This is a genomic window from Mycobacteroides sp. LB1 (genome assembly GCF_013449725.1).
Classification (GTDB): domain Bacteria; phylum Actinomycetota; class Actinomycetes; order Mycobacteriales; family Mycobacteriaceae; genus Mycobacterium.
The window spans coordinates 195,857-214,756 of sequence record NZ_JACCFF010000003.1 but is presented as its reverse complement, the minus strand read 5'-3'; the positions used below and the strand labels follow the sequence as shown (position 1 = coordinate 214,756).

Sequence of the window (18,900 nt, the reverse complement as noted above, 5' to 3'; positions counted from 1 at the left end):
CGCTCATCACAAAGCCCCCGCACCTATGCGCGCCGACAGTTCCAGCCTCTTGATCTTTGTGGTGGCCGTCTGCGGCAGCTCATCGAGGCGCAACTGTAACGGCGCGGCCATCGGCGGCAGCTGTGCTGCCGCAGCATCCCAGGCATTCAGATTCAGCGGCACATCGTTTTTCGTGCACACGACGGGCTGCGCGAGACCTCCCGGGCCGGCGACGATGATCACCTCGGTGAGCTCGCCCACTGCCAAGAACAGGCGATCCTCGGCGGCCAGGGTGCTGCCGAAGCCGTCGATGAGATCAACCTCGCGGTCGAGTAGATGAATGCAACCCCAGCGCGTGCGATAGCCGACATCTCCCATCCGCCACCAGCCATCGTCGAGCTGCTTGTCGTAACGTTCCTGCTCCCCCAGGTAGGTACGAATCCGACCATCGGTGCGCACCTCGATGTAGCCGGGGTTCTCCTGTGACGGCCGCTGTCCATTGCGGGATACGATTCGGACATCCGTCATACCCGGGAACGGGTAGCCGACGCAACGACCGTCGGAATCAGCAGACCGGAGACGGCTGAAGCCACGCGCCACGATGGGTCCTACCTCACTCTGACCGTAGAGCTGGCCGAAAAGCGGTCGGCGGCGTTGTGAAGCTGCGAGCAGGGTGTGCACGGTACGCGGGTGGATGGCGTCGAAGGTGCTGCTGAAGTACTTCACCGAGGCCAGGGGGCGCCGAGGGTCATCGGCCAGTGCTTCCCAGTTGATGAACGTGTTCGGATGGGCCTCAAGGATTCCCGGTTTGACGCGCAGGAGGATTTCTGCGGCGTGCTCGGGCTCGTCGTCCACAAGAACCACCACGGGGAACCCGCGCAGGATCGCGATCGCCAGCGCCGTCACCAGGCGCGAATGCACGAAGGACACATGGATGACGACGGGTTCGCGGCGGCGTACCAGCGCGGCGACGGCCGCCTGTGGCCGATACCGTGCCTCGAAGGTGAAGTTGGTGTGCACCGCAAGCTTTGGCACCCCGGTGGTACCTGACGTGTGGGTGATGAGTGCCGGGTCGTGCGGGCTGGGGATGACGGCAGGGGCGGGGGCCGCGGGAGTCAGATCCGATAGCGTCACGGCCTGTGCGTGCTGGCCTTCGGCGAGCAAGATGCGGGAGGTGAGGTCGGCGATGGGCTGTCCGGCCAGGTCGCCGTCGAGTTTGGCGGCATCAGTCAGCAAGGTCGGGTTGCCGACCCGCTCGATGAGTGTTGCCACTGTCTGTCCGTCCAGCTTGGGGGACAACAGAACTGGAACTGCACCAACGCGGGCGGCGGCACAGGCAGCGAGCGTGATATCAAAGCCATCGGACTTGTGGATGACCAGTTTGTCCCCCGGCTCGACACCGGCGGCCCGCAGCCGCCGGGCGATATCGTCCACCGCTGCAGCCACCTGGGCGATGGTCGCCGTGCCTTCCAGCTGCGGAGCCAGCGAGGGCCGATGGTCAAGCGTCAGCGTGTTGGAAGGGTGCTTACGTGCGGCGCGCTCGAAGAGCGTGCCGAGTTTGATCCCGCGGTTTCCTAGGCGCTGCAAAATCATTGGGGTACTCCAGCTTCTAGGGTGATACGCGCAATCGCGTCCACGGTGGCCTGCATATCGGCGCGGAGCTTGTCGCCCCATTCACGGACGAAACGCGCCTTCCCCTCTTCGTCGAGGTGCGACATGATTTCGGTGATGCCCTCGGTGGGCTTGCCCATGCGGTAGTGATGCCGCAGGGTCGAGCCGCCCTCGGCGGGGTCGACGAAGTAGCTCCAGATGCTCTCCTGCCGCTCTCCGGAACGGTTCAGAATGGACCAGCTGAACTGTTTCGGTGCTTCGGCAGCCACGATCTCGCTCTCGGTCTGCCAGCCTCCGCGCACCACCGGGGCCCAGGCCACAACGTCGGACGCACGATTGTTGTTGCCGCGGAAGACCGCGCCAACCTGGCCGGGTTCGCCGGATATCCATTGTCCACCAATGCATTCTGGACTCCAACGACCACTCTCGGGGAGGTCACTGACCAATGCGTACAGCTCGTCGGGGGATGCGGTGGAGAAGGCGCTGGTTTCGATTTCGAAGAGGCTCACGCATCAAAGGCTGGCACCGGCCATTGGGCGCAGCGACGATTCCGGAGAAGGTCCGTCAAGTCGATTTTCGGGTCCGTCAAGTCGGTGCGTCGACGAGGCGTAAACGCCAGGTTGCGGCCAGTAATCAGGCGGGAAGCAGCACCAGTCGGGTGCCACCCATAGGCTCGGTCTCGATGCGCCGATGTGCTCGGGCAGTATCCGAAAACTGCATCATTTCAATGGTATTCGTTGCCAGTTCACCATCGGCGAGCAATACTGCGGTGCGACGGGCCGCGTCGGCGAGCTGGCGGGTGGAGGCCCTGGACATGACAAACCCGCGGATGGATCCGCTCTTGCGGTACAACGGGCCAAGCGGCACCGGCCGCTGAGTGTCCGCGGTTCCGTCCCCCGACAACAGGACGATCCGGCCGTGTGGCGCGAGCAGTTCCACCGCAGCGGTGATGTCGTTGACGCCCGAGGTGTCCAGATAGACGTCGATACCGGCGCTGTGTGTCTCGCCCACCCGTGGAACCCAATCCGACGTGTAGTCGTACACCTCGTGGGCACCGAGCTCCCTACACCTGTCCAGGCTTCGCCGCGACGCCACCGCGATCACCGTCGCGCCGGACCGGGCGGCCAACGCGATGGCGGCCGACCCCACGTTCCCGGCGGCGCCCACGATCAGCACCGTATCCTCGGCTCCGGTCTCGCCGTACTCGACGGTCGCCAAATAGGCGGTAGAGGCGGGGTGCGCCACCGCGACAGCTATCACCGGGTCCACATCCGCCGGCAGTTCGTACAGCCGTTCCGCGGGGACAGCAGCGAATTCCGCTGTAGCGCCTTGTCTTCCGTCGTAGCCGAGACTGGTGCACCAGACGCGCGCACCCGGGCGGAACCCCGCTGCTCCGTCCACGACCGTCCCCACCAGGTCACGTCCGACCACGAACGGCAGCGGAATCGCAGTGGGATACGAGCCCGAGCGCACGAAGGTGTCCACCGGGTTGACCGCCACCGCGTCGACCCGGACGAGCACCTCGCCCGGCGCGGTGACGGGTTCGGGAAGCGTGCCGTACCGGATGTTCTCGGCGGGTCCCCGCTGCTCTATGTAGGCGGCGCGCATACGCACATCTTGGGCCATGTGCGGGAACGTCACAATGTGACATGAGGAGGTGACGGATTACGCTGCTACAGATTGCAATTCACGTCGCCGCCGGCAACGGCGTACGTATCACTCCCGGGGTACCCAGCCTGCCTGCGATCCATGGGAATGCCTGCGTGAAGGCCTCCTGCGCATATGCCCAGTCGTGGTTGCCCGTGCGGGTCACCACCACACACTCGATCCCGGCAGGCAGCGCCGCCTCACATAGTCGCCGAGCGGCGATCGGACCAGTGAGCTGCTCCTGACCGGCTCTGATCTTCGCGGTCGTCGACACGTCCAGCCAGCCCGCAACATCCCGATACCGCTCATGGCCGGGTATTGCGGTCAGCGTGTCGAACAGCGCCCATTGACTTGCGTCGCCACCGAAAAGCCGCTCTACCGTCTGATCCTTGGTGCCCGCATTGGGAGTGAGGTCGCCGGCCATGTCAACGAAGGCATGGAAGAGCTCCGGGTGAGTGATGGTCAGGTCAGCCGCACACGTTCCACCCATCGACCAACCAACGACCCCCCAGTTATCGGGGCGTGAGCTCGTCATGAACTCCGAATTCACATATGGAACAACCTCTTTGGTGATATGGGTGGCCACGTTACCGCGCGGCCCGTTCACACATTCGGTGTCGTTATTGAAGGTGCCTCCGGTATCGACGAACACCAGCACGGGAGTGACTCCGTCATGAGACTGCGCGAAGCGGTCCATGGCGGCGGCCGCGTTGCCTTGCCGCAACCAATCTGCTGGTGTTGACCATGCGCCAGAAATCATGACAACGACCGGCAGTTTCGGTGGGTCCGGCCGTGCGAACCACACAGGCGGCAGGTAGACGTACTCGGTGCGGTGGTGAAATCCCGAGATGTCCGTAGGGATCTGCACGGGCACCACCGCTCCCGTAGCCCTGGCGCCCTTACCCCTCAGATCCTGTGCGGTCGCCAGGTCTACCTGGTCGGGCAGCGGCCCGGCGGTCACCGACGCCCACGCCAGACGTGCGGTGTCGTAGTAGTCGATCCACTGATTGAGCACGGTCGCGGCGGCGATCAAGCACAGCGGAACAGCCAATGCCATCGCGCTCCGACGCGTCCATCGTGTCCTTGCCCAACCGGCGACAAGGACGACTAGAGCCCCTGCGGCAAAACCAATCCAAACCCACAGCATGAGCGGAGGCGGATTGTCTGCCATTCCCTGCGAGCTGACGTACCAGTACGCGAGCGATCCGACACCCACACCGCACATCGCGGCACTGGGCAGCCAGACCCGAAGCCAGTTTTGCGGTCTGCGATAGACGCCTGCGACCAGAACCAGGGCCGCCACAACTTGAATGACCACTGGAAGCCAACCGTGGATGAGCGACGGGCCCGCGTAGAGCGGGTTGTTCCGCGCGTAGGCCGGCAGCTCTGCCAGAACCGATGTCCCCGACGACGGCACGCCCCGATTCTCCACGCCATTCCTGAAAGAACGTTCCCTCCATTCTGGAGAATCGCTGGGAATCGGCGTATTTCAGCCCAATACCGCCCCCGAACGTGACGGACAACGCTGCCGCTACTTGCCGCGGAACCTACGTCCTGCCGATAGTGCAGCAATGGTGCGGGTTGCTCTGGTGGTGTTGTGCGCCCTCCAGGTCACCATGCAGCTGTACGTGTGGATTCCGATCCACGATGCCGTCTCGGCTTCCTACGGCGGACAGAACATGACACCCGCGCTCTCGGCAGCGCTCTTTGGTTACGCCGCGGGTTTCCTGCTGTTCGGACCCGTCACCGACCGCTTCGGCCGCCGACGTGTGCTGATCGCCGGGGTGTCTGTCATGGCCGTCTTGACCTTCTTGGTGCCCTTCGCCACAACACCCGCTCTCTTCGGGGTGCTTCGTGTGCTGCAGGGTTTCGCCGGTGGCGCGTTCTCGCCGTCCGCACTCAGTCATCTTGGCGAGGCACTGCCCCGTCGGACGGCGACCACCGCAATTGGCGCGGTATCCACTGCGTATCTGATGGCTGGTGTTCTCGGGCAGGTGATGGCCTCCGTCGTCACCCGTGCGTGGGGGTGGCAGTGGCTGTTCTGGATCAGCGCCGCGGGGCTCGCACTCAATGCCGCACTGCTGGCGCCCGTGATGCGTGATGAGCGTTCCGGCAATCCAGGTTCACGGATCGTGAGCGGCTTTGTGGCGCAGGCCCGGCTGCTCACCCGTCGGGATATCGCGGTACCGCTGGCAGCCGTCTTCGTACTGATGCTGTCCTTCGTCGCGATGTATACAAGCTTGGCTGTTCAGCTGGTGGATGTACTGCAGCTCCCGGAATCCACGGTGACGACCATTCGGCTGGCGGGTATCCCCGGAATGCTCGTGGCACCGTTCGTGGGGTCGTGGGTGGGCAGGGTCGGCACCGAAACCGGGGCGTTGGTGGGATACGTGCTGGCCGCGGTAGGGCTGGCGGTTGAAGCCGTGGGCGCCGGATCGATTCCGGTCATCGTGATCGGTAGCAATATCTTCGTCGCCGGTATAGCCATCGCCTCGACGGCGATGGTCACTATGTTCGGCGACCGCGCGGCTCCCCGCCGCGGTGCCGGTACCGCCCTCTACGGGTTCACGGTCTTTCTCGGCGCGAGCTCGGCGCCGTACCTGGCGCACGCACTCGGATTCCGGCCGCTGCTGGGCGCGTTGGTCACCGCGCTGATCGGCGGAGCGGTGCTGGCAGCGAGCTCACGACGTGTGACGGTGCCGGTCGACGCAACTGCGGACTCCGGATAGTCGACTGGCTAATCCATCCACCCCCCATCGAATACCTCGTAAGCTCCCCCGCATGAGCATGCCGACACCGCGACGGCCTCTTCCTGGCTACTGGTACGGCATCGGCGCCGCATTGATCGCCGTCGGTGTGATCGGCGGTATTGCGCTGTTCATCACGGGGATGATCGCGATGATGCAGGGACCGACCTCCCAATTCGAGGGGAATGGTTCAGCCACAGTGCCTTTCGAGGCGGGTACCTCACAGATCATCTATATCGCCGATGTCAAGAGCGGTGTATCGGTGGCCGGACGCACACGATGCGTCGCTCGCGATGACGAAAATCGAGATGCGGCGATCAGCCGATACAGCGGCAGCCTGTCCATCAACCAATGGAGCGCCCTCTACGTGGTCACCGCGCAGGACGCCGGCGACTACACCATCAGCTGCGCGGGCTCACCGGATATGTACTACGGCGTCGGCCCTCGGGCCAGCACCGCCGCCAAGTCGGTGACCATCGCGGGCCCGATCGTCGGCGTAAGTCTCGCCGCTGCCGGACTCATCGTCTTGGTAGTCACCGCGTCACGCCGCAGACAGCCGCCGCAGTACCCCGGGCCTCCGCAGTACCCGTACCCGTATCCGCCCCGCGGCTGATAGCCGTGCAGGCCTACGACGTGCATCGGGGCCGGTCAAGGCAGTGGTGGCGATCAGCACTCAGGACAGTCCGCTACCATGACCGACGGAGGATTCGCCTAGTGGCCTATGGCGCTCGCCTGGAACGCGGGTTGGGTTAATAGCCCTCAGGGGTTCAAATCCCCTATCCTCCGCCACGCAAGACCGCATCAAGGAGGGCAATGGCTGCCGGACGCCGGACGGCGACCATCGTTCTGACCAGCAGCCATGCCGCTCTCTCCTTGATCGCGGGACTGCTCTTTTTCCTCTTCGTGCTGCCCCGCTGGCCCGAACTGGACGGCGCCACCAGCCACACGCTGGGTACGGGATTAAGAATCGTCACGGGCACGCTGCTCGCGGCTGCGGGTATCCCGGCCCTCATCTCCTGGCGGCGGACCAGACAACCCGAGTTCGCGACGCCTCAGCTGGCGCTCACGCTGCGCGCAGCCTCGTTCAGCGGCCATTTCCTGGCGGGCGCCCTGATCGTCGGCACGGCGGTGGCCGAGATCTGGCTGGACTTGGACCGGTTCGGCGTTTGGGAGTTCGGGGTGTACGGCGCCGCCGCGGCGATCGGACTCCTGGCTTTCGCGGCGTACCACCTGGCGTTGGTGGCCGAGCTCCCCGAGAAGGAACGCAAGCCCCGCCCGGTCAAGAAGAAGGCCACCAAGGTCGTGGAGCTTAGCGACCAGACCGAGACAGACGAGACCGAAGCAGACGAGACACCGGCCGACGAGATCGCAGCCGAGGAACCCGGCGAGACAGAGGCAGCACAGACTGCCGACGACTCCACCGAAGAGACTGTCGAGACCGAGGAACCGTCGCGCGGCCTACGGAACCGTCGCACCCGCAAGTCCTAGGCCGGGTCCTTCCCCTGCGTAGACAGGACCAGTACCGACCCGTCCTTGGGCACAAAGGCCTTGACCGCCCAACCACCCTTCTCGGTATTGGTGGACAGCATCCGGTCGAGCTCGTCGCTGCGTTCGAATTGCGCGGACGGCACACCGGAGTCGAGCGTTTTCCACAGACGCGGTCTGATCGCAAGCACCATGCCCGAGCGGAAGGGCGCCACGTACGCAGCCAACTGCTGGGGCGGCATTTCGATGATCGCGTCCATCCAATACGTGGTGTTTGGCCCGGGCAGGGGCGAGTCGCTGAAAAATCCCTGCACCCATTCACCGGTCACCGGTTTCGGTAACTTCGGGAAACGCTGCTCCAGCGGCTCGGAGTCATAGCGGATCGGTGACACTCCGGTCTTTTGCGGCATGTACGACGTTGGGGTGGACTCAGCTTGGTCCCATGACGAGCAGCCACCGACCGCGAAAAGCGCGACGGCACAGGTCGCCGCCCAACGTTTCATTCCTGCACGGTACCGGTATCCGATTCGGGTATCAGAGATTTCGTCGTGAGTACCCATATCGCCACCACAAGGAACAGCAACGGCAAGGCTGCACAGTCGAAGGCCCGCTCGGCCTTGGACATATGCGCGATGACGGCATCCCAACCGGTGATGTAGGACTGAAAATTGGGGTCTATCCGCATTGCCCGGATGTAGAGCAGCACGTATTGCCACATGAACACCACCACGCCGATCACGGCCGTCACCGCGGCCCACTGCCACCGGTGCACACCGCGAGTCGTCAGAATCTGGTTGACCAACAGCACCATGAGTGGCACCGTCCACACCCAGTGATGGCCCCACGCCAACGGGGAGACCACGCAGCCGACCATGCCGACGACGGCGACCGCCAGCAGCTCCCGACCCGCGCGGTGAGCGCGCCACGCGGCCGCCATTCCCAGCAGCGCGGCCACACCCGCGAGCAGAACCCACAGCCATGTCGGCATGGGTTGCGGCGCATAGAGATTCGATAATGCTCCACCAATTGACGCGTTGCCCGGATGATCCAGCGACCCTATGTGATCGGTGGTACGGACGGCACTCAACCAGTAGTCGGACGAATCCGAGGGCAGCACAATCCATCCCAGTGCCACGGTACCGATGGCCGTTGCTATCGAAGCCACCGCGGCCCGCCACTGACGGGAAACCAATAGGTAGGGAAGGAAGATGATGGCGGTGAGCTTGACGCCCGATGCGACGCCCACCGACCAACCACGCCACCGGGCGCCATCGGGGCGGGTGAGATCCCAAATGATCAGCGCGGCCAGCACGAGATTGACCTGCCCCTGCCACAGCGTTCCATGGACAGGCTGAATATCCAAGGCCAACAAGGTCATTCCAGCGCATGCGACGGCCAGGCGGCTATCGGCCGCATATCCGAGAACCCGCCAGCACCGCCAGATGATGGCGAACAGCGCCCCCATGTTCATCACGAACCAGAGCACCTTCGCTGTTCCCAGCGATACGAACCCCAGCGGGGCGAACAGTAACGCGGCGAACGGCGTGTAGGTGAACCACCCCGCGTCCGGAATCTCCGTGGCATACAACAGCTCGCGGTGCAGAATCCGCAGACCACCGAATCGGTAGGTCATCAGATCGCCACCATTGCTGAACAATCCGAAGCTATTCGGGGCATCCAGCGGTACCAGCCAATGCTGAACCAGAACCGCGACGATACCCACCGCCAAGAACACACTCGCCGTCCGCGACGACATACTGCGGACTGTCACTACTGCTTCCTATCGGTATCCCGGGATGGCTGAACGCGTTTCGGTTCTCCCGGCATCTTCGGGTAGTTGGGCGGATAGGGCATATCGCCCAGTCCGTTCGCCTCATCCCGCGCTACCAGCTCAAGAAGCGGCTCGATCGATTGCGGTGCACCGTCCATCTCCGCCATAGGATCTGGACGCTTCCGGAGCAGCTCGGGCACGGTCGCGATGGTGAAGTCATCGGGTTCGGCGTCGACGAGCTCGTCCCACGTCAACGGCGTGGAAACCGTCGCGATGGGTGTGCGTCGCACCGAGTAGGCCGATGCCATAGTGCGGTCACGCGCATTCTGGTTGAAGTCGATGAAGATGCGCTCGCCGCGTTCTTCCTTCCACCACGACGTGGTCACCTGTTTCGGCGCGCGGCGTTCCACCTCGCGGGCCAGCGCGATACCGGCCCTGCGTACCTCGATGAAATCCCAGCGAGTCTCGATACGCAGATAGATGTGGATACCGCGGCCCCCCGAGGTTTTCGGGTAGGCGACGAACCCCAGTTCGTCGAGCAGCGGGCGCAGCACATCGAGTGCCACCGACTTGGCCTCATCGAAACCGGTCCCCGGCTGCGGGTCCAAATCGATACGCAGCTCGTCGGGGTGTTCCAGGTCGGGGTACCGCACCTGCCAGGGATGCAGCGTGACCGTGCCCATCTGCGCGGCCCACACGATCGCGGCGGGTGCGGTGACCCGCAGGACCTCGGCGGTGCGGCCGGACGGGAAAGTCACCTCGCAGGTGTCCAAGTAATCGGGATAGTGCTTGGGCAGCCGCTTTTGGTAGATCTCCTCGCCATCGATGCCGTCGGGGAATCGTTGCAGGTGCGTGGGCCGGTCCCGCAGCGCGTTCATCATGGGTCCGGCAGCCGCGGATGAGCCGCTTGCGCGAAGACCCACAGCCACCGTGCGGTAGTACTCGGCGAGGTGGCGTTTGGTGCCGCCATCGGCACCAAGCTGCGGAAAGTAGATCCTGTCGGGGTTGCTCAGGCGGACGGCGACGCCGTCTACATCTAATTCCTCGGCGGGTGTAGGCATTGCAGTCAGTCTGTCAGAGCCCGCCCGTCAGAATGGGCCAATGGACCTCCCCGTCATGCCACCTGTGTCCCCCATGCTCGCCAAGCCGGTGGCAGCCATCCCCGCTGACGCGTCCTACGAGCCCAAATGGGATGGGTTCAGGTCGATCGTCTTTCGTGACGGCGACGAGGTGGAACTGGGCAGTCGTAACGAGAAACCGCTGACCCGATACTTCCCCGAGCTGGTTATCGCCGCGCTGGCTGAGTTACCCGAGCGGTGCGTTATCGACGGGGAGATCGTGATCGCTACCGAGGACGGACTGGATTTCGAGGCCCTCCAACAGCGGATTCACCCCGCGGATTCACGGGTGCGGCTGCTGGCGGAGCAGACACCCGCCTCGTTCATCGCCTTCGACCTGCTCGCACTCGGCGACGAGGATTACACCGCACGGCCATTCAGCGAGCGGCGGGCCGCACTGACCGAGGCCCTGTCCCCCGCCGGCACGTCGATTCATCTCACGCCCGCGACCACCGACCAGACCCTCGCGCAACGCTGGTTCGAGGAGTTCGAGGGTGCCGGTACCGACGGGCTCATCGCAAAACCCTTGGCTATCGCCTATCAGCCCGACAAGCGCGTGATGTTCAAGATCAAACCCGAACGGACCGCCGACTGCGTGGTGGCGGGGTATCGGGTCCACAAGTCCGGTGACGACGCCATCGGATCATTGCTGCTGGGTCTGTATCAGGACGACGGGGCGCTGGCTTCGGTCGGTGTGATCGGCGCGTTCCCGATGGCCGAGCGCAAGCGCCTGTTCCAGGAACTGCAACCGCTCGTCACCCCCCTCGAGGATCACCCCTGGAACTGGGCGGCCCACGAAGCCGGTGAACGCACACCACAGAAGAACGCGGGTTCGCGTTGGAATTCCGGTAAGGACCTGTCCTTCGTTGCGCTGCGCCCCGAGCGGGTGGTGGAAGTCCGCTACGACCACATGGAAGGCGTGCGCTTCCGTCACACCGCGCAATTCAACCGCTGGCGCCCGGACCGCGATCCGCGTTCCTGCACCTACGAACAGCTCGAACGACCAATCACCTTCAACCTCAACGATATTGTGCCGGGTCTGGTGTGACGGGTGCCGGGCGATTTGCGCCGAGCCCGTCGGGTGACCTGCACATAGGGAATCTGCGCACGGCCCTGTTGGCGTGGCTGCTCGCGCGGTCGACCGGGCGGAGGTTCCTCATGCGCGTGGAGGATCTGGATACGCGCACCAGCACCTCGGTGGCAGCACGCCAGCTGGCCGACCTCGCCGCGATCGGGCTCGAGTGGGATGAACCCGTGGTGTGGCAGTCCGCTCGGACCACTGCCTACGACGAAGTGATCTCATCGCTGGAGTCTCGCGGCACGATATACGAATGCTATTGCAGCAGAAAAGATATCGCCCAGGCACCGACGGCGCCACACTCCCCGCCCGGCGCCTATCCGGGCACCTGCCGCGACCTGTCGGAGACGGAGCGCGCACGGTTCCGGTTAGGCCGCGCCGAACGTCCGCCCGCATTGCGGCTGCGCACCGAGAACTCTCCGCGCACCGTGGTTGACGTGCTGCGTGGTGAATACACAGCCCTGGTCGATGATTTCGTCGTGCGCCGCGGCGATGGCGTGGTCGCCTACAACGTCGCGGTGGTGATCGACGACAACGCACAGGGCATCGACCAGGTGGTCCGCGGCGACGATCTGCTGACTTCCGCGCCCCGGCAGGCTTATCTGGCGGAACTGCTGGGTTATCCGGTGCCGACGTATGCCCATGTCCCGCTGGCGCTCAACACGGCACGTGTGCGGCTGGCCAAACGCGATGGTGCCGTGACCATCGCCGACCTGGGTGCGGACCGCGCATTCCGGTTAATCTGCGAATCCCTGGGATACCGGGCCGCCGACGCTGCCGATCTGATGCGGCAATTCGATGCACTGCGGCTGCCCCGCGAGCCATGGATTTACTCGGATTGATCCGAAGCGGCCGGTACAGCCACCCGACATGTTAGCCTGCCGCCCACTGCCTTCGAGGGGATAACTGTTGCGCCGTAAACGAGTGGCGTTGGTACTGGGCATGCTTATTGCCCTGGTTACATTGGCGTGCGGTCAAGGTGCGGAGGGAGGATCGGACCGGAATTCCTCGACGCGGGTGTTGCGCGTCGGCACCGAAGGGACATACGCGCCGTTCAGTTTCCACGACGGAAAAGCCGGCGGCACCCTTTCCGGCTACGACGTCGACGTGGCGCGGGCGGTGGGCGACAAACTCGGAATTCACATTGAATTCGTTGAGATGCCATGGGATTCGCTCTTTCCCGCGTTGGAGGCAGGCCGGATCGATGTGGTTGCCAATCAGGTCACCGCATCCCCCGAACGCCAAGCCATCTACGACCTGTCCAAGCCCTACGCGGTTGGCGAGGGCGTCATCGTCACCCGCGCCACTGATGATTCCATCACCTCATTGAAGGATCTGTCCGGTAAGACTGCCGCCCAATCGATGACCAGCAACTGGGCCGCAGTGGCCCGGCAAGCCGGGGCCAAAGTAGAAGCGGTGGATGGCTTTACACCGGCCATCACACTGCTCGACCAGGGCCGTATCGACGCAACCATCAACGACAGCATCGCTGTCTATGCCTACCTGGCGAGCAAGGAAAACACCTCGGTCAAGATCGCGGCCAAGACCGGGCAGCGCAGCGAGCAGACATTTGCGGCGCGCAAGGGCAGTGGACTACTGCCAGAACTCAACCGCGCCCTCGACGAGCTGGGCGCCGACGGCACGCTGGCCAAGATCTCCGAAAAGTATCTGAAGACCAACGCCAGTGGCAGCGCTCCCGCGCCATCGACCACGCGGCTGATCCTGGACAACCTTTGGCCGCTGGCCAAGGCCACCATCACCATCACGATTCCGCTGGCAGCGATCAGCTTCGTGATCGGACTCGTGATAGCACTCGGTGTGGCACTGGCACGACTATCGCCGAACCGTGTGCTGTCCGGGGCCGCCCGGTGCTACATCTCGATCATCCGCGGCACCCCACTGCTGGTGCAGCTATTCCTGATCTTCTTCGCGCTACCCGAGGCGGGGATCAAAATCGACGCGTTCCCGGCAGCGGTGATCGCGTTCAGCCTCAACGTGGGCGGCTATGCGGCAGAGGTGATCCGATCGGCCATCGCCAGTATCCCCAAGGGCCAATGGGAGGCAGCACAGACCATCGGTATGAAATATCCGACCACATTGCGGCGCATCATCTTGCCGCAGGCCAGCCGGGTCGCGGTACCGCCGCTGTCCAACACATTGATTTCCCTGGTGAAGGACACGTCCTTGGCCTCGACGATTTTGGTGACCGAACTGTTCCGGACAGCGCAGATTGTGGCCGCACCGACCTTCAAGTTCTTCGCGATGTATGGAACTGCGGCGGCGTACTACTGGATTGTCTGCCTGGCATTGTCGGCGGGACAGAACAGACTGGAGAAGCGGCTGGAAAGGTATGTGGCCAAATGACCGACACTCTGGTAACCGTCGCTGGTGTGACCAAATCCTTTGGCAGCAACCAGGTTCTCAAGGGCGTCTCCTTTGAGGTGCCCACTGGTTCAGTGACGGTCATCATCGGGCCGTCGGGCTCGGGAAAGACCACGGTGCTGCGCTCACTGAACGCGCTGGAACGCCCGGACGCCGGCGAAATCACCATCGGTGATGTGCGGGTGGACTTTTCGGTCGATATACCCGAGGCTGAGTTCTATCGGTTCCGCGCCCAGAGTGGCATGGTGTTCCAGGGGCACAATCTCTTTCCTCATAAGACAGTGCTGCAGAACGTCATCGAGGGTCCGGTGATTGTGCAACGACGCCCGGTCGATGAAGCGCGAGCCGATGCCCTGGAGCTGCTGAGAAGCGTCGGGTTAGACGGCAAACAGGACCAGTACCCCTACCAACTTTCCGGCGGGCAACAGCAGCGGGTCGGCATTGCGCGGGCGCTGGCAATCAAACCCAAACTGATGTTGTTCGACGAGCCAACCTCCGCGCTCGACCCGGAGCTAGTCGGCGAGGTACTGGCGGTGATCAAGGACCTGGCCACCCAAGGCTGGACCATGGTGATCGTGACGCACGAGATCCGGTTCGCCCAGCAGGTGGCCGACCAGGTGCTCTTCACCGACGGCGGTGTAGTGCTGGAGAAGGGTCCGCCGAGCGAAGTGATCGGTGCGCCCCGGCAGGAACGCACGAAACAGTTCCTGCATCGCATCCTCGAACCGCTGTAGCTATCCGATACTCACCGGCAGGTCGGCGAGCCCGCGCAGCGTGACATTCGGTTTGTAGGTGGGCTCACCGGTCAGGCACGCCTCGGGGAACCGCGCCGTGATCGAGCTCAGCGCCAGCTTGGCCTCCAGTCGCGCGAGCGGCGCGCCCAGGCAGAAGTGCGGCCCATGCCCAAAGGCCAGGTGCTTGATCTCGGCACGATCCGGGTTGAAGACGTCGAGGTCGGGGCCGACCTCCGGATCACGTTGCGCGGCAGCGAGCATCAGCAACATCCACTCGCCGCTGGGCAACGTGAAGTCGCGAATGGTCATGTCTCCATCGGCAACACGGGCCACCATATGCACAGGTGGGTCATAACGCAGTGTTTCCTCGATGACCAGTGGCGCACGATCGGCGTTCTGTCCCAACAATTTCCACTGCTTGGGCGCACGCAACATGGCCAACGACGCGTTGGCCATCAGGTTGACAGTGGTCTCGTGCCCGGCGATGAGCAGCAGGGTGCAGGTGGAGATGATCTCGTCTTCGGTGAGCTGATCACCGGCTTCCTCCACCTGAATCAGCGCGGACAGCAGATCGTCACCGAGGTTGCGCCGACGGGCCGCGATGAGATCGATGAAGTAGTCCCACATCCAGCGGCTTGCTTTGATGCGCTCGTCCATGTTCTCGGCGGCCTGCCCGGTGAGCGCGAAGACCGGGTCCAAAGACTGCCCGAGAAGTGCTGAGGCGCGGCCGAATTCGGGCTCGTCTTCCAGCGGCACGCCCAACATCCGGCAGATCACCGCCACGGGTAGCGGATAGGCGAAGTCCGAGACCAGGTTGAAGCTGCCGCGCTCGGCGATATCGTCCAGCAGACCGTCGACAAGGGACTGGACATCAGTCGCCATCGCATTGATGACCCTGGGCGCAAATGCCTTTGACGCGAGCTTGCGCAGCCGAGTGTGATCGGGGGCGTCCAGCCCGAGGAACGAGGGCTTACCCAACGCCAGGTTCGGGTACTTGGCGAGCTGCTGCTGGACGAGATTGGACTTGCGCCGATCCGAGGAGGCCTGCGGGTGACGCAGCACGGCATTGCAGTCCGCGAAGGTGGCCAGCACGCTCACGGCGGTGCGCGGCTGCACCGGTCCAGTCTGTGTCTGCTCGCACAGCTGCCGGTACACGGGGTACGGATCTGCGCGATTCGCCGGATCGAGCACCTGAAGTAGCAGGGTGCCCGGGTCGGTCGTAGTAGGCATGTGCCCAGTGTGCGCCCGGATGCTGAGATCCGCCTGAGGCACGGACTCAGCAGTAGTAGCGGCCCAGCGTCTCCTCACGCAGCGCGTCAAAGGTGCCGTCGACGATGCCGGCGCGGATGCGATCCACCAGTCCGATGGTGAATCGTTCGTTGTGGATGGTGGCCAAGGTGGATGCCAGCATCTCCTTGGCCTTGAACAAGTGGTGCAGATAGGCCCGCGTGTAGTGAGTGCAGGTGTAGCAGTCACATTCGGCATCGATGGGGGTGAAGTCCCGGCGGTACTTCGCACCGGTGATGTTCACCCGGCCGTCGCGGGTATAGACGGCGGCGTTACGCGCGACCCGCGACGGGGACACGCAATCGAATGTGTCCGCCCCTGCGGCCACCGCGGCGAACAAGTCGTCGGGCTCGCTGATCCCCAGTAGGTGGCGCGGTTTGTTTTCGGGCAGCTCGGATGTCACCCAGCCGACGATGGCGCCGAGGTTCTGTTTCTCCAGCGCACCACCGATCCCATAGCCGTCAAAGCCCCGATCCGCGCCGTTAACAAGGGATTCCAGGCCGCGCGCGGCCTGGCGACGCAGGTCTTCGTACTGTGCACCCTGCACCACGCCGAACAACGCCTGATAGGGCTTGTCGGCGCGCTCACGGGTCAGTTTCTCGTGCTCATCCAGGCAGCGCTGCGCCCACTCGTGGGTGCGCTGCACCGAATCCTCTTGGTACTCGCGAGTATTGATCAGGGTGGTGAGCTCATCGAAGGCGAAGATAATGTCGGCGCCCAGCTGATGCTGGATCTGCATGGACACCTCAGGGGTGAACCGGTGTGTGGACCCGTCGAGGTGCGAGGTGAAGGTGACACCCTCGTCGTCGACGTGTGCGAGCTTGTCTTTCCCGGGAATGACGACGCCATCGGCGCGGGCCCGGTCAACATCCATCGCCATGACCTTGCGCGCCCCCGAGCCGAGAGAGAGCACCTGGAACCCGCCGCTGTCGGTGAATGTCGGGCCGGGCCAGTTCATGAACGCACCCAGTCCTCCGGCCGCGTCGACGATATCGGGACCGGGCTGCAGGTACAGGTGATAGGCGTTGGCAAGGACCGCCTGGGCACCCAGCGCGGCCATGGTTTCCGGCAACACCGCCTTGACGGTGGCCTTGGTTCCGACGGCGATAAAGGCCGGCGTCTTGATGTCACCGTGCGGGGTATGGATGACTCCAGCCCGGCCCGCGGTTCCGGGCAAGGTGGCGTCGATTGTGAAATAGGAGTCGGTCATCAGAGGACATTTTGCCTGGGCGCGTCGTGACCATCGGTCGTAGGCTCGGGTCATGACATCGACGTCGGATCTTCTCGCGCTGGAGCATGGCACGACCACCCAGGAGGCCTTGGCCTTCTTCGACAACCTGGAGCCCGTGCGGGCAGAGGATCTGATCGGCCAACGCTGGCATGGGGGCGAGGTGCCGACCGGGCATTCGATGGACGGGATTCTCACTGTCTCGGGCTGGTACGGCAAGCAGTTCGACGACCTGAACCATGTGCATCCACTGCTGTTCAGCGATGGCGGCGGCGATATCTTCGCCGTCGACCCAATGCTGGCCCCGATGGGCCTGGCGGGCCGGATCAGCGGACTGACCGAGTCCCCGATGGTCAAGCGGACGTCCCCGACCGCGCTTTCCGCACTCAAACCGCTGATCAGAACCAATAAGCACCGCGCGCGGCTGCGCAATATCGAGTACCGCGGCATCGTCAGCGCGGCCATGGTCTACGACCACAAGGCGATTATCGACCACTTCCGGAAGGTCGACGACGCCACCCTGCTGGGCATCATGGATCTGCGCGATATGGACCAGCCGTACTTCTTCACACTCCGGCGGGACTGAGGGTTGCAGTTCGCCCGCGTCTAGGCTGCTCGGGTGAGGGCGCCGAAATGATCTTGTTCGAGCGGTCTTTTGCCTACACACCCACGCTGATCTGGCAGGTCATGGTCGATCCCGATCTGTGGTCGCTGCAGACCAACGGGTTCCGTCCGGAAGTCGGTTGTCAGTACCGCATCACCCATCCGGCCATCATGGGCACCCGCCTACTCGGCACCGGCGACTGCACCGTGGTCGCCGCGGACCCAGGAAGGCTGCTCGCGGTCGAATTCGTGGGCGCGGTGCGCGAGGGCGATCCCGCCCGGTGGACCATCAGCCACGGTCTCGCTGCCACGGACGGCGGCACGACTGTTCTCACCACACATCTCGATGGGGTCGATATCCACGATCAATCAGAGAGGGTGCTGCTACGCATCGTGACGGATAGCACCGCACGATCCCTGCACCTGCTCAACGAAAGGCTGCACACCCGGCACTAGGCATTACGCGCTGAGGGTGGTGATCTCACTGTTCTGCGACAGAACGGACGAGGCGGTCAGCCCGAACATGACCCGAAAGGTGTCACTGAAATGGCTCGGCGACGCGAAGCCCGCATCGACGGCCGCGGTGGTGAAGTCGTCACCTCGCGAGACCGCCGTGCCTACATACAACAATCTCGTCCACAATCGGTAGCGGCGAAAACTCGTCCCGGCATTACCGGTGAACAAATGCAGAAAACGCGACGTGGACAGACCCAGCTCGGCAGCCGTATCGGCCGCGGACATCGACTCCGCGGGAGCGGCCAGCATACGATCCATGGTCAGCCGGATCCGCGGGTCAATACTTTCGGCATCGTTGTCCCCCACAATGATTCGCCGCAGTTCGGCGGGATCGACGGGGCCCGCACCCGACAGATAGTCGCATAGCACGACCTCGCCACGGTGGCCGGTGGCGATGGGTTCCGAACGTCCGGCCATCGCGGCATCCACACTGCCAACGCGAGTCGAGCTGGGATCGAGATAGTAGAACAGCATTCGCCCCGGCCCGGAACGGATTCGATGCACGGTACGTGCCGGGATGAGCGCACTGCGCGCCAATGCCGAAGCGCCACCCGGGATCTCGACGGTGAACGGTGCATCGACACCAAGGGCAAAACAGTGCACCGGAGTCGAATGGGTGTCCAAGTGAAATGACGGACCAAAATACGCGGCGTACCCGGGCCACAACCACACCTGACGGTGGGAGGACTCCACATCCTCGATCGTCACGAACCT

General features: G+C 63.9%; 19 protein-coding genes and 1 tRNA gene. 10 read left to right on the top strand and 10 right to left on the bottom strand.

Going from position 1 to position 18,900, the window contains the following annotated elements; translation table 11 throughout:
• Positions 1–6: 6 nt before the first annotated feature.
• From MLB1_RS14700 to MLB1_RS14685, 4 genes are all read right to left on the bottom strand, one after another.
• A complete protein-coding gene (locus MLB1_RS14700) occupies positions 7–1,572 on the bottom strand; it encodes an AMP-binding protein (protein ID WP_180750573.1) in 1,566 nt (521 codons plus the stop codon).
• A complete protein-coding gene (locus MLB1_RS14695) occupies positions 1,569–2,099 on the bottom strand; it encodes an SRPBCC family protein (protein WP_180750572.1) in 531 nt (176 codons plus the stop codon). Before MLB1_RS14695 ends, MLB1_RS14700 begins: the two co-directional genes overlap by 4 nt.
• A gap of 124 nt (positions 2,100–2,223) precedes the next feature.
• Entirely contained in the window at positions 2,224–3,198 is a 975-nt protein-coding gene (locus MLB1_RS14690) for an NADPH:quinone reductase (RefSeq protein WP_180750836.1), read from the bottom strand.
• Between the two features lie 79 nt (positions 3,199–3,277).
• Positions 3,278–4,669 (bottom strand): alpha/beta hydrolase, encoded by a 1,392-nt coding sequence (locus MLB1_RS14685; protein WP_371750628.1) that lies wholly within the window; start codon positions 4,667–4,669, stop codon positions 3,278–3,280.
• 139 nt (positions 4,670–4,808) lie between these two features.
• Here MLB1_RS14685 and MLB1_RS14680 point away from each other — a divergent pair, with 139 nt between their 5' ends.
• From MLB1_RS14680 to MLB1_RS14665, 4 genes are all read left to right on the top strand, one after another.
• A complete protein-coding gene (locus tag MLB1_RS14680; RefSeq protein ID WP_180750571.1) occupies positions 4,809–5,966 on the top strand; it encodes an MFS transporter in 1,158 nt (385 codons plus the stop codon).
• Between the two features lie 52 nt (positions 5,967–6,018).
• On the top strand, positions 6,019–6,597 hold the full coding sequence (locus tag MLB1_RS14675; RefSeq protein WP_255485955.1) for a hypothetical protein: 579 nt from the start codon (positions 6,019–6,021) through the stop codon (positions 6,595–6,597).
• 87 nt (positions 6,598–6,684) lie between these two features.
• Positions 6,685–6,773: transfer RNA gene (locus MLB1_RS14670), tRNA-Ser, on the top strand.
• Positions 6,774–6,797: 24 nt separating this feature from the next.
• On the top strand, positions 6,798–7,472 hold the full coding sequence (locus tag MLB1_RS14665) for a hypothetical protein (protein WP_180750570.1): 675 nt from the start codon (positions 6,798–6,800) through the stop codon (positions 7,470–7,472).
• Here MLB1_RS14665 and MLB1_RS14660 read toward each other — a convergent pair.
• From MLB1_RS14660 to MLB1_RS14650, 3 genes are read right to left on the bottom strand one after another with little or no spacing between them, the layout of a single operon-like run.
• Positions 7,469–7,972: a hypothetical protein gene (locus MLB1_RS14660; RefSeq protein ID WP_180750569.1), complete on the bottom strand. Its 504-nt coding sequence runs from the start codon at positions 7,970–7,972 to the stop codon at positions 7,469–7,471. The two genes, MLB1_RS14665 and MLB1_RS14660, sit on opposite strands and share 4 nt — an antisense overlap.
• On the bottom strand, positions 7,969–9,240 hold the full coding sequence (locus tag MLB1_RS14655) for a glycosyltransferase 87 family protein (protein ID WP_180750568.1): 1,272 nt from the start codon (positions 9,238–9,240) through the stop codon (positions 7,969–7,971). The genes MLB1_RS14660 and MLB1_RS14655 overlap by 4 nt, the downstream gene beginning before the upstream one ends.
• Entirely contained in the window at positions 9,240–10,301 is a 1,062-nt protein-coding gene (locus MLB1_RS14650; protein WP_180750567.1) for a DNA polymerase domain-containing protein, read from the bottom strand. Before MLB1_RS14650 ends, MLB1_RS14655 begins: the two co-directional genes overlap by 1 nt.
• Before the next feature lie 40 nt (positions 10,302–10,341).
• Here MLB1_RS14650 and MLB1_RS14645 point away from each other — a divergent pair, with 40 nt between their 5' ends.
• The 4 genes from MLB1_RS14645 to MLB1_RS14630 all read left to right on the top strand — a co-directional run bounded on the left by MLB1_RS14645 (position 10,342) and on the right by MLB1_RS14630 (position 14,552).
• Positions 10,342–11,406 carry an ATP-dependent DNA ligase gene (locus MLB1_RS14645; protein WP_180750566.1) on the top strand — a complete coding sequence of 355 codons (1,065 nt, stop codon included), beginning with the start codon at positions 10,342–10,344 and terminating at the stop codon, positions 11,404–11,406.
• Positions 11,403–12,278 carry a tRNA glutamyl-Q(34) synthetase GluQRS gene (gluQRS, locus tag MLB1_RS14640; RefSeq protein WP_180750565.1) on the top strand — a complete coding sequence of 292 codons (876 nt, stop codon included), beginning with the start codon at positions 11,403–11,405 and terminating at the stop codon, positions 12,276–12,278. Before MLB1_RS14645 ends, gluQRS begins: the two co-directional genes overlap by 4 nt.
• A gap of 100 nt (positions 12,279–12,378) precedes the next feature.
• Complete coding sequence (locus MLB1_RS14635) at positions 12,379–13,800, top strand: ABC transporter substrate-binding protein/permease (RefSeq protein ID WP_180750832.1); 1,422 nt, start codon at positions 12,379–12,381, stop codon at positions 13,798–13,800.
• Positions 13,797–14,552, top strand: a complete 756-nt coding sequence (locus tag MLB1_RS14630) for an amino acid ABC transporter ATP-binding protein (RefSeq protein ID WP_305803601.1) — start codon at positions 13,797–13,799, stop codon at positions 14,550–14,552. Before MLB1_RS14635 ends, MLB1_RS14630 begins: the two co-directional genes overlap by 4 nt.
• On the opposite strand, the gene MLB1_RS14625 is transcribed toward MLB1_RS14630, so the two are convergent.
• Both MLB1_RS14625 and tgt read right to left on the bottom strand, forming a co-directional pair.
• On the bottom strand, positions 14,553–15,782 hold the full coding sequence (locus MLB1_RS14625; protein ID WP_180750564.1) for a cytochrome P450: 1,230 nt from the start codon (positions 15,780–15,782) through the stop codon (positions 14,553–14,555).
• A gap of 46 nt (positions 15,783–15,828) precedes the next feature.
• Positions 15,829–17,049 carry a tRNA guanosine(34) transglycosylase Tgt gene (tgt, locus tag MLB1_RS14620; RefSeq protein WP_180750563.1) on the bottom strand — a complete coding sequence of 407 codons (1,221 nt, stop codon included), beginning with the start codon at positions 17,047–17,049 and terminating at the stop codon, positions 15,829–15,831.
• 52 nt (positions 17,050–17,101) lie between these two features.
• Here tgt and MLB1_RS14615 point away from each other — a divergent pair, with 52 nt between their 5' ends.
• Positions 17,102–17,653, top strand: coding sequence for a DUF4334 domain-containing protein (locus MLB1_RS14615; RefSeq protein ID WP_180750562.1), 552 nt, complete (start codon positions 17,102–17,104; stop codon positions 17,651–17,653).
• A gap of 47 nt (positions 17,654–17,700) precedes the next feature.
• Entirely contained in the window at positions 17,701–18,126 is a 426-nt protein-coding gene (locus MLB1_RS14610; RefSeq protein WP_255485954.1) for an SRPBCC domain-containing protein, read from the top strand.
• Between the two features lie 3 nt (positions 18,127–18,129).
• Here MLB1_RS14610 and MLB1_RS24275 read toward each other — a convergent pair whose 3' ends face one another.
• Positions 18,130–18,894, bottom strand: coding sequence for an AraC family transcriptional regulator (locus MLB1_RS24275; RefSeq protein WP_180750561.1), 765 nt, complete (start codon positions 18,892–18,894; stop codon positions 18,130–18,132).
• Positions 18,895–18,900 lie beyond the last annotated feature (6 nt).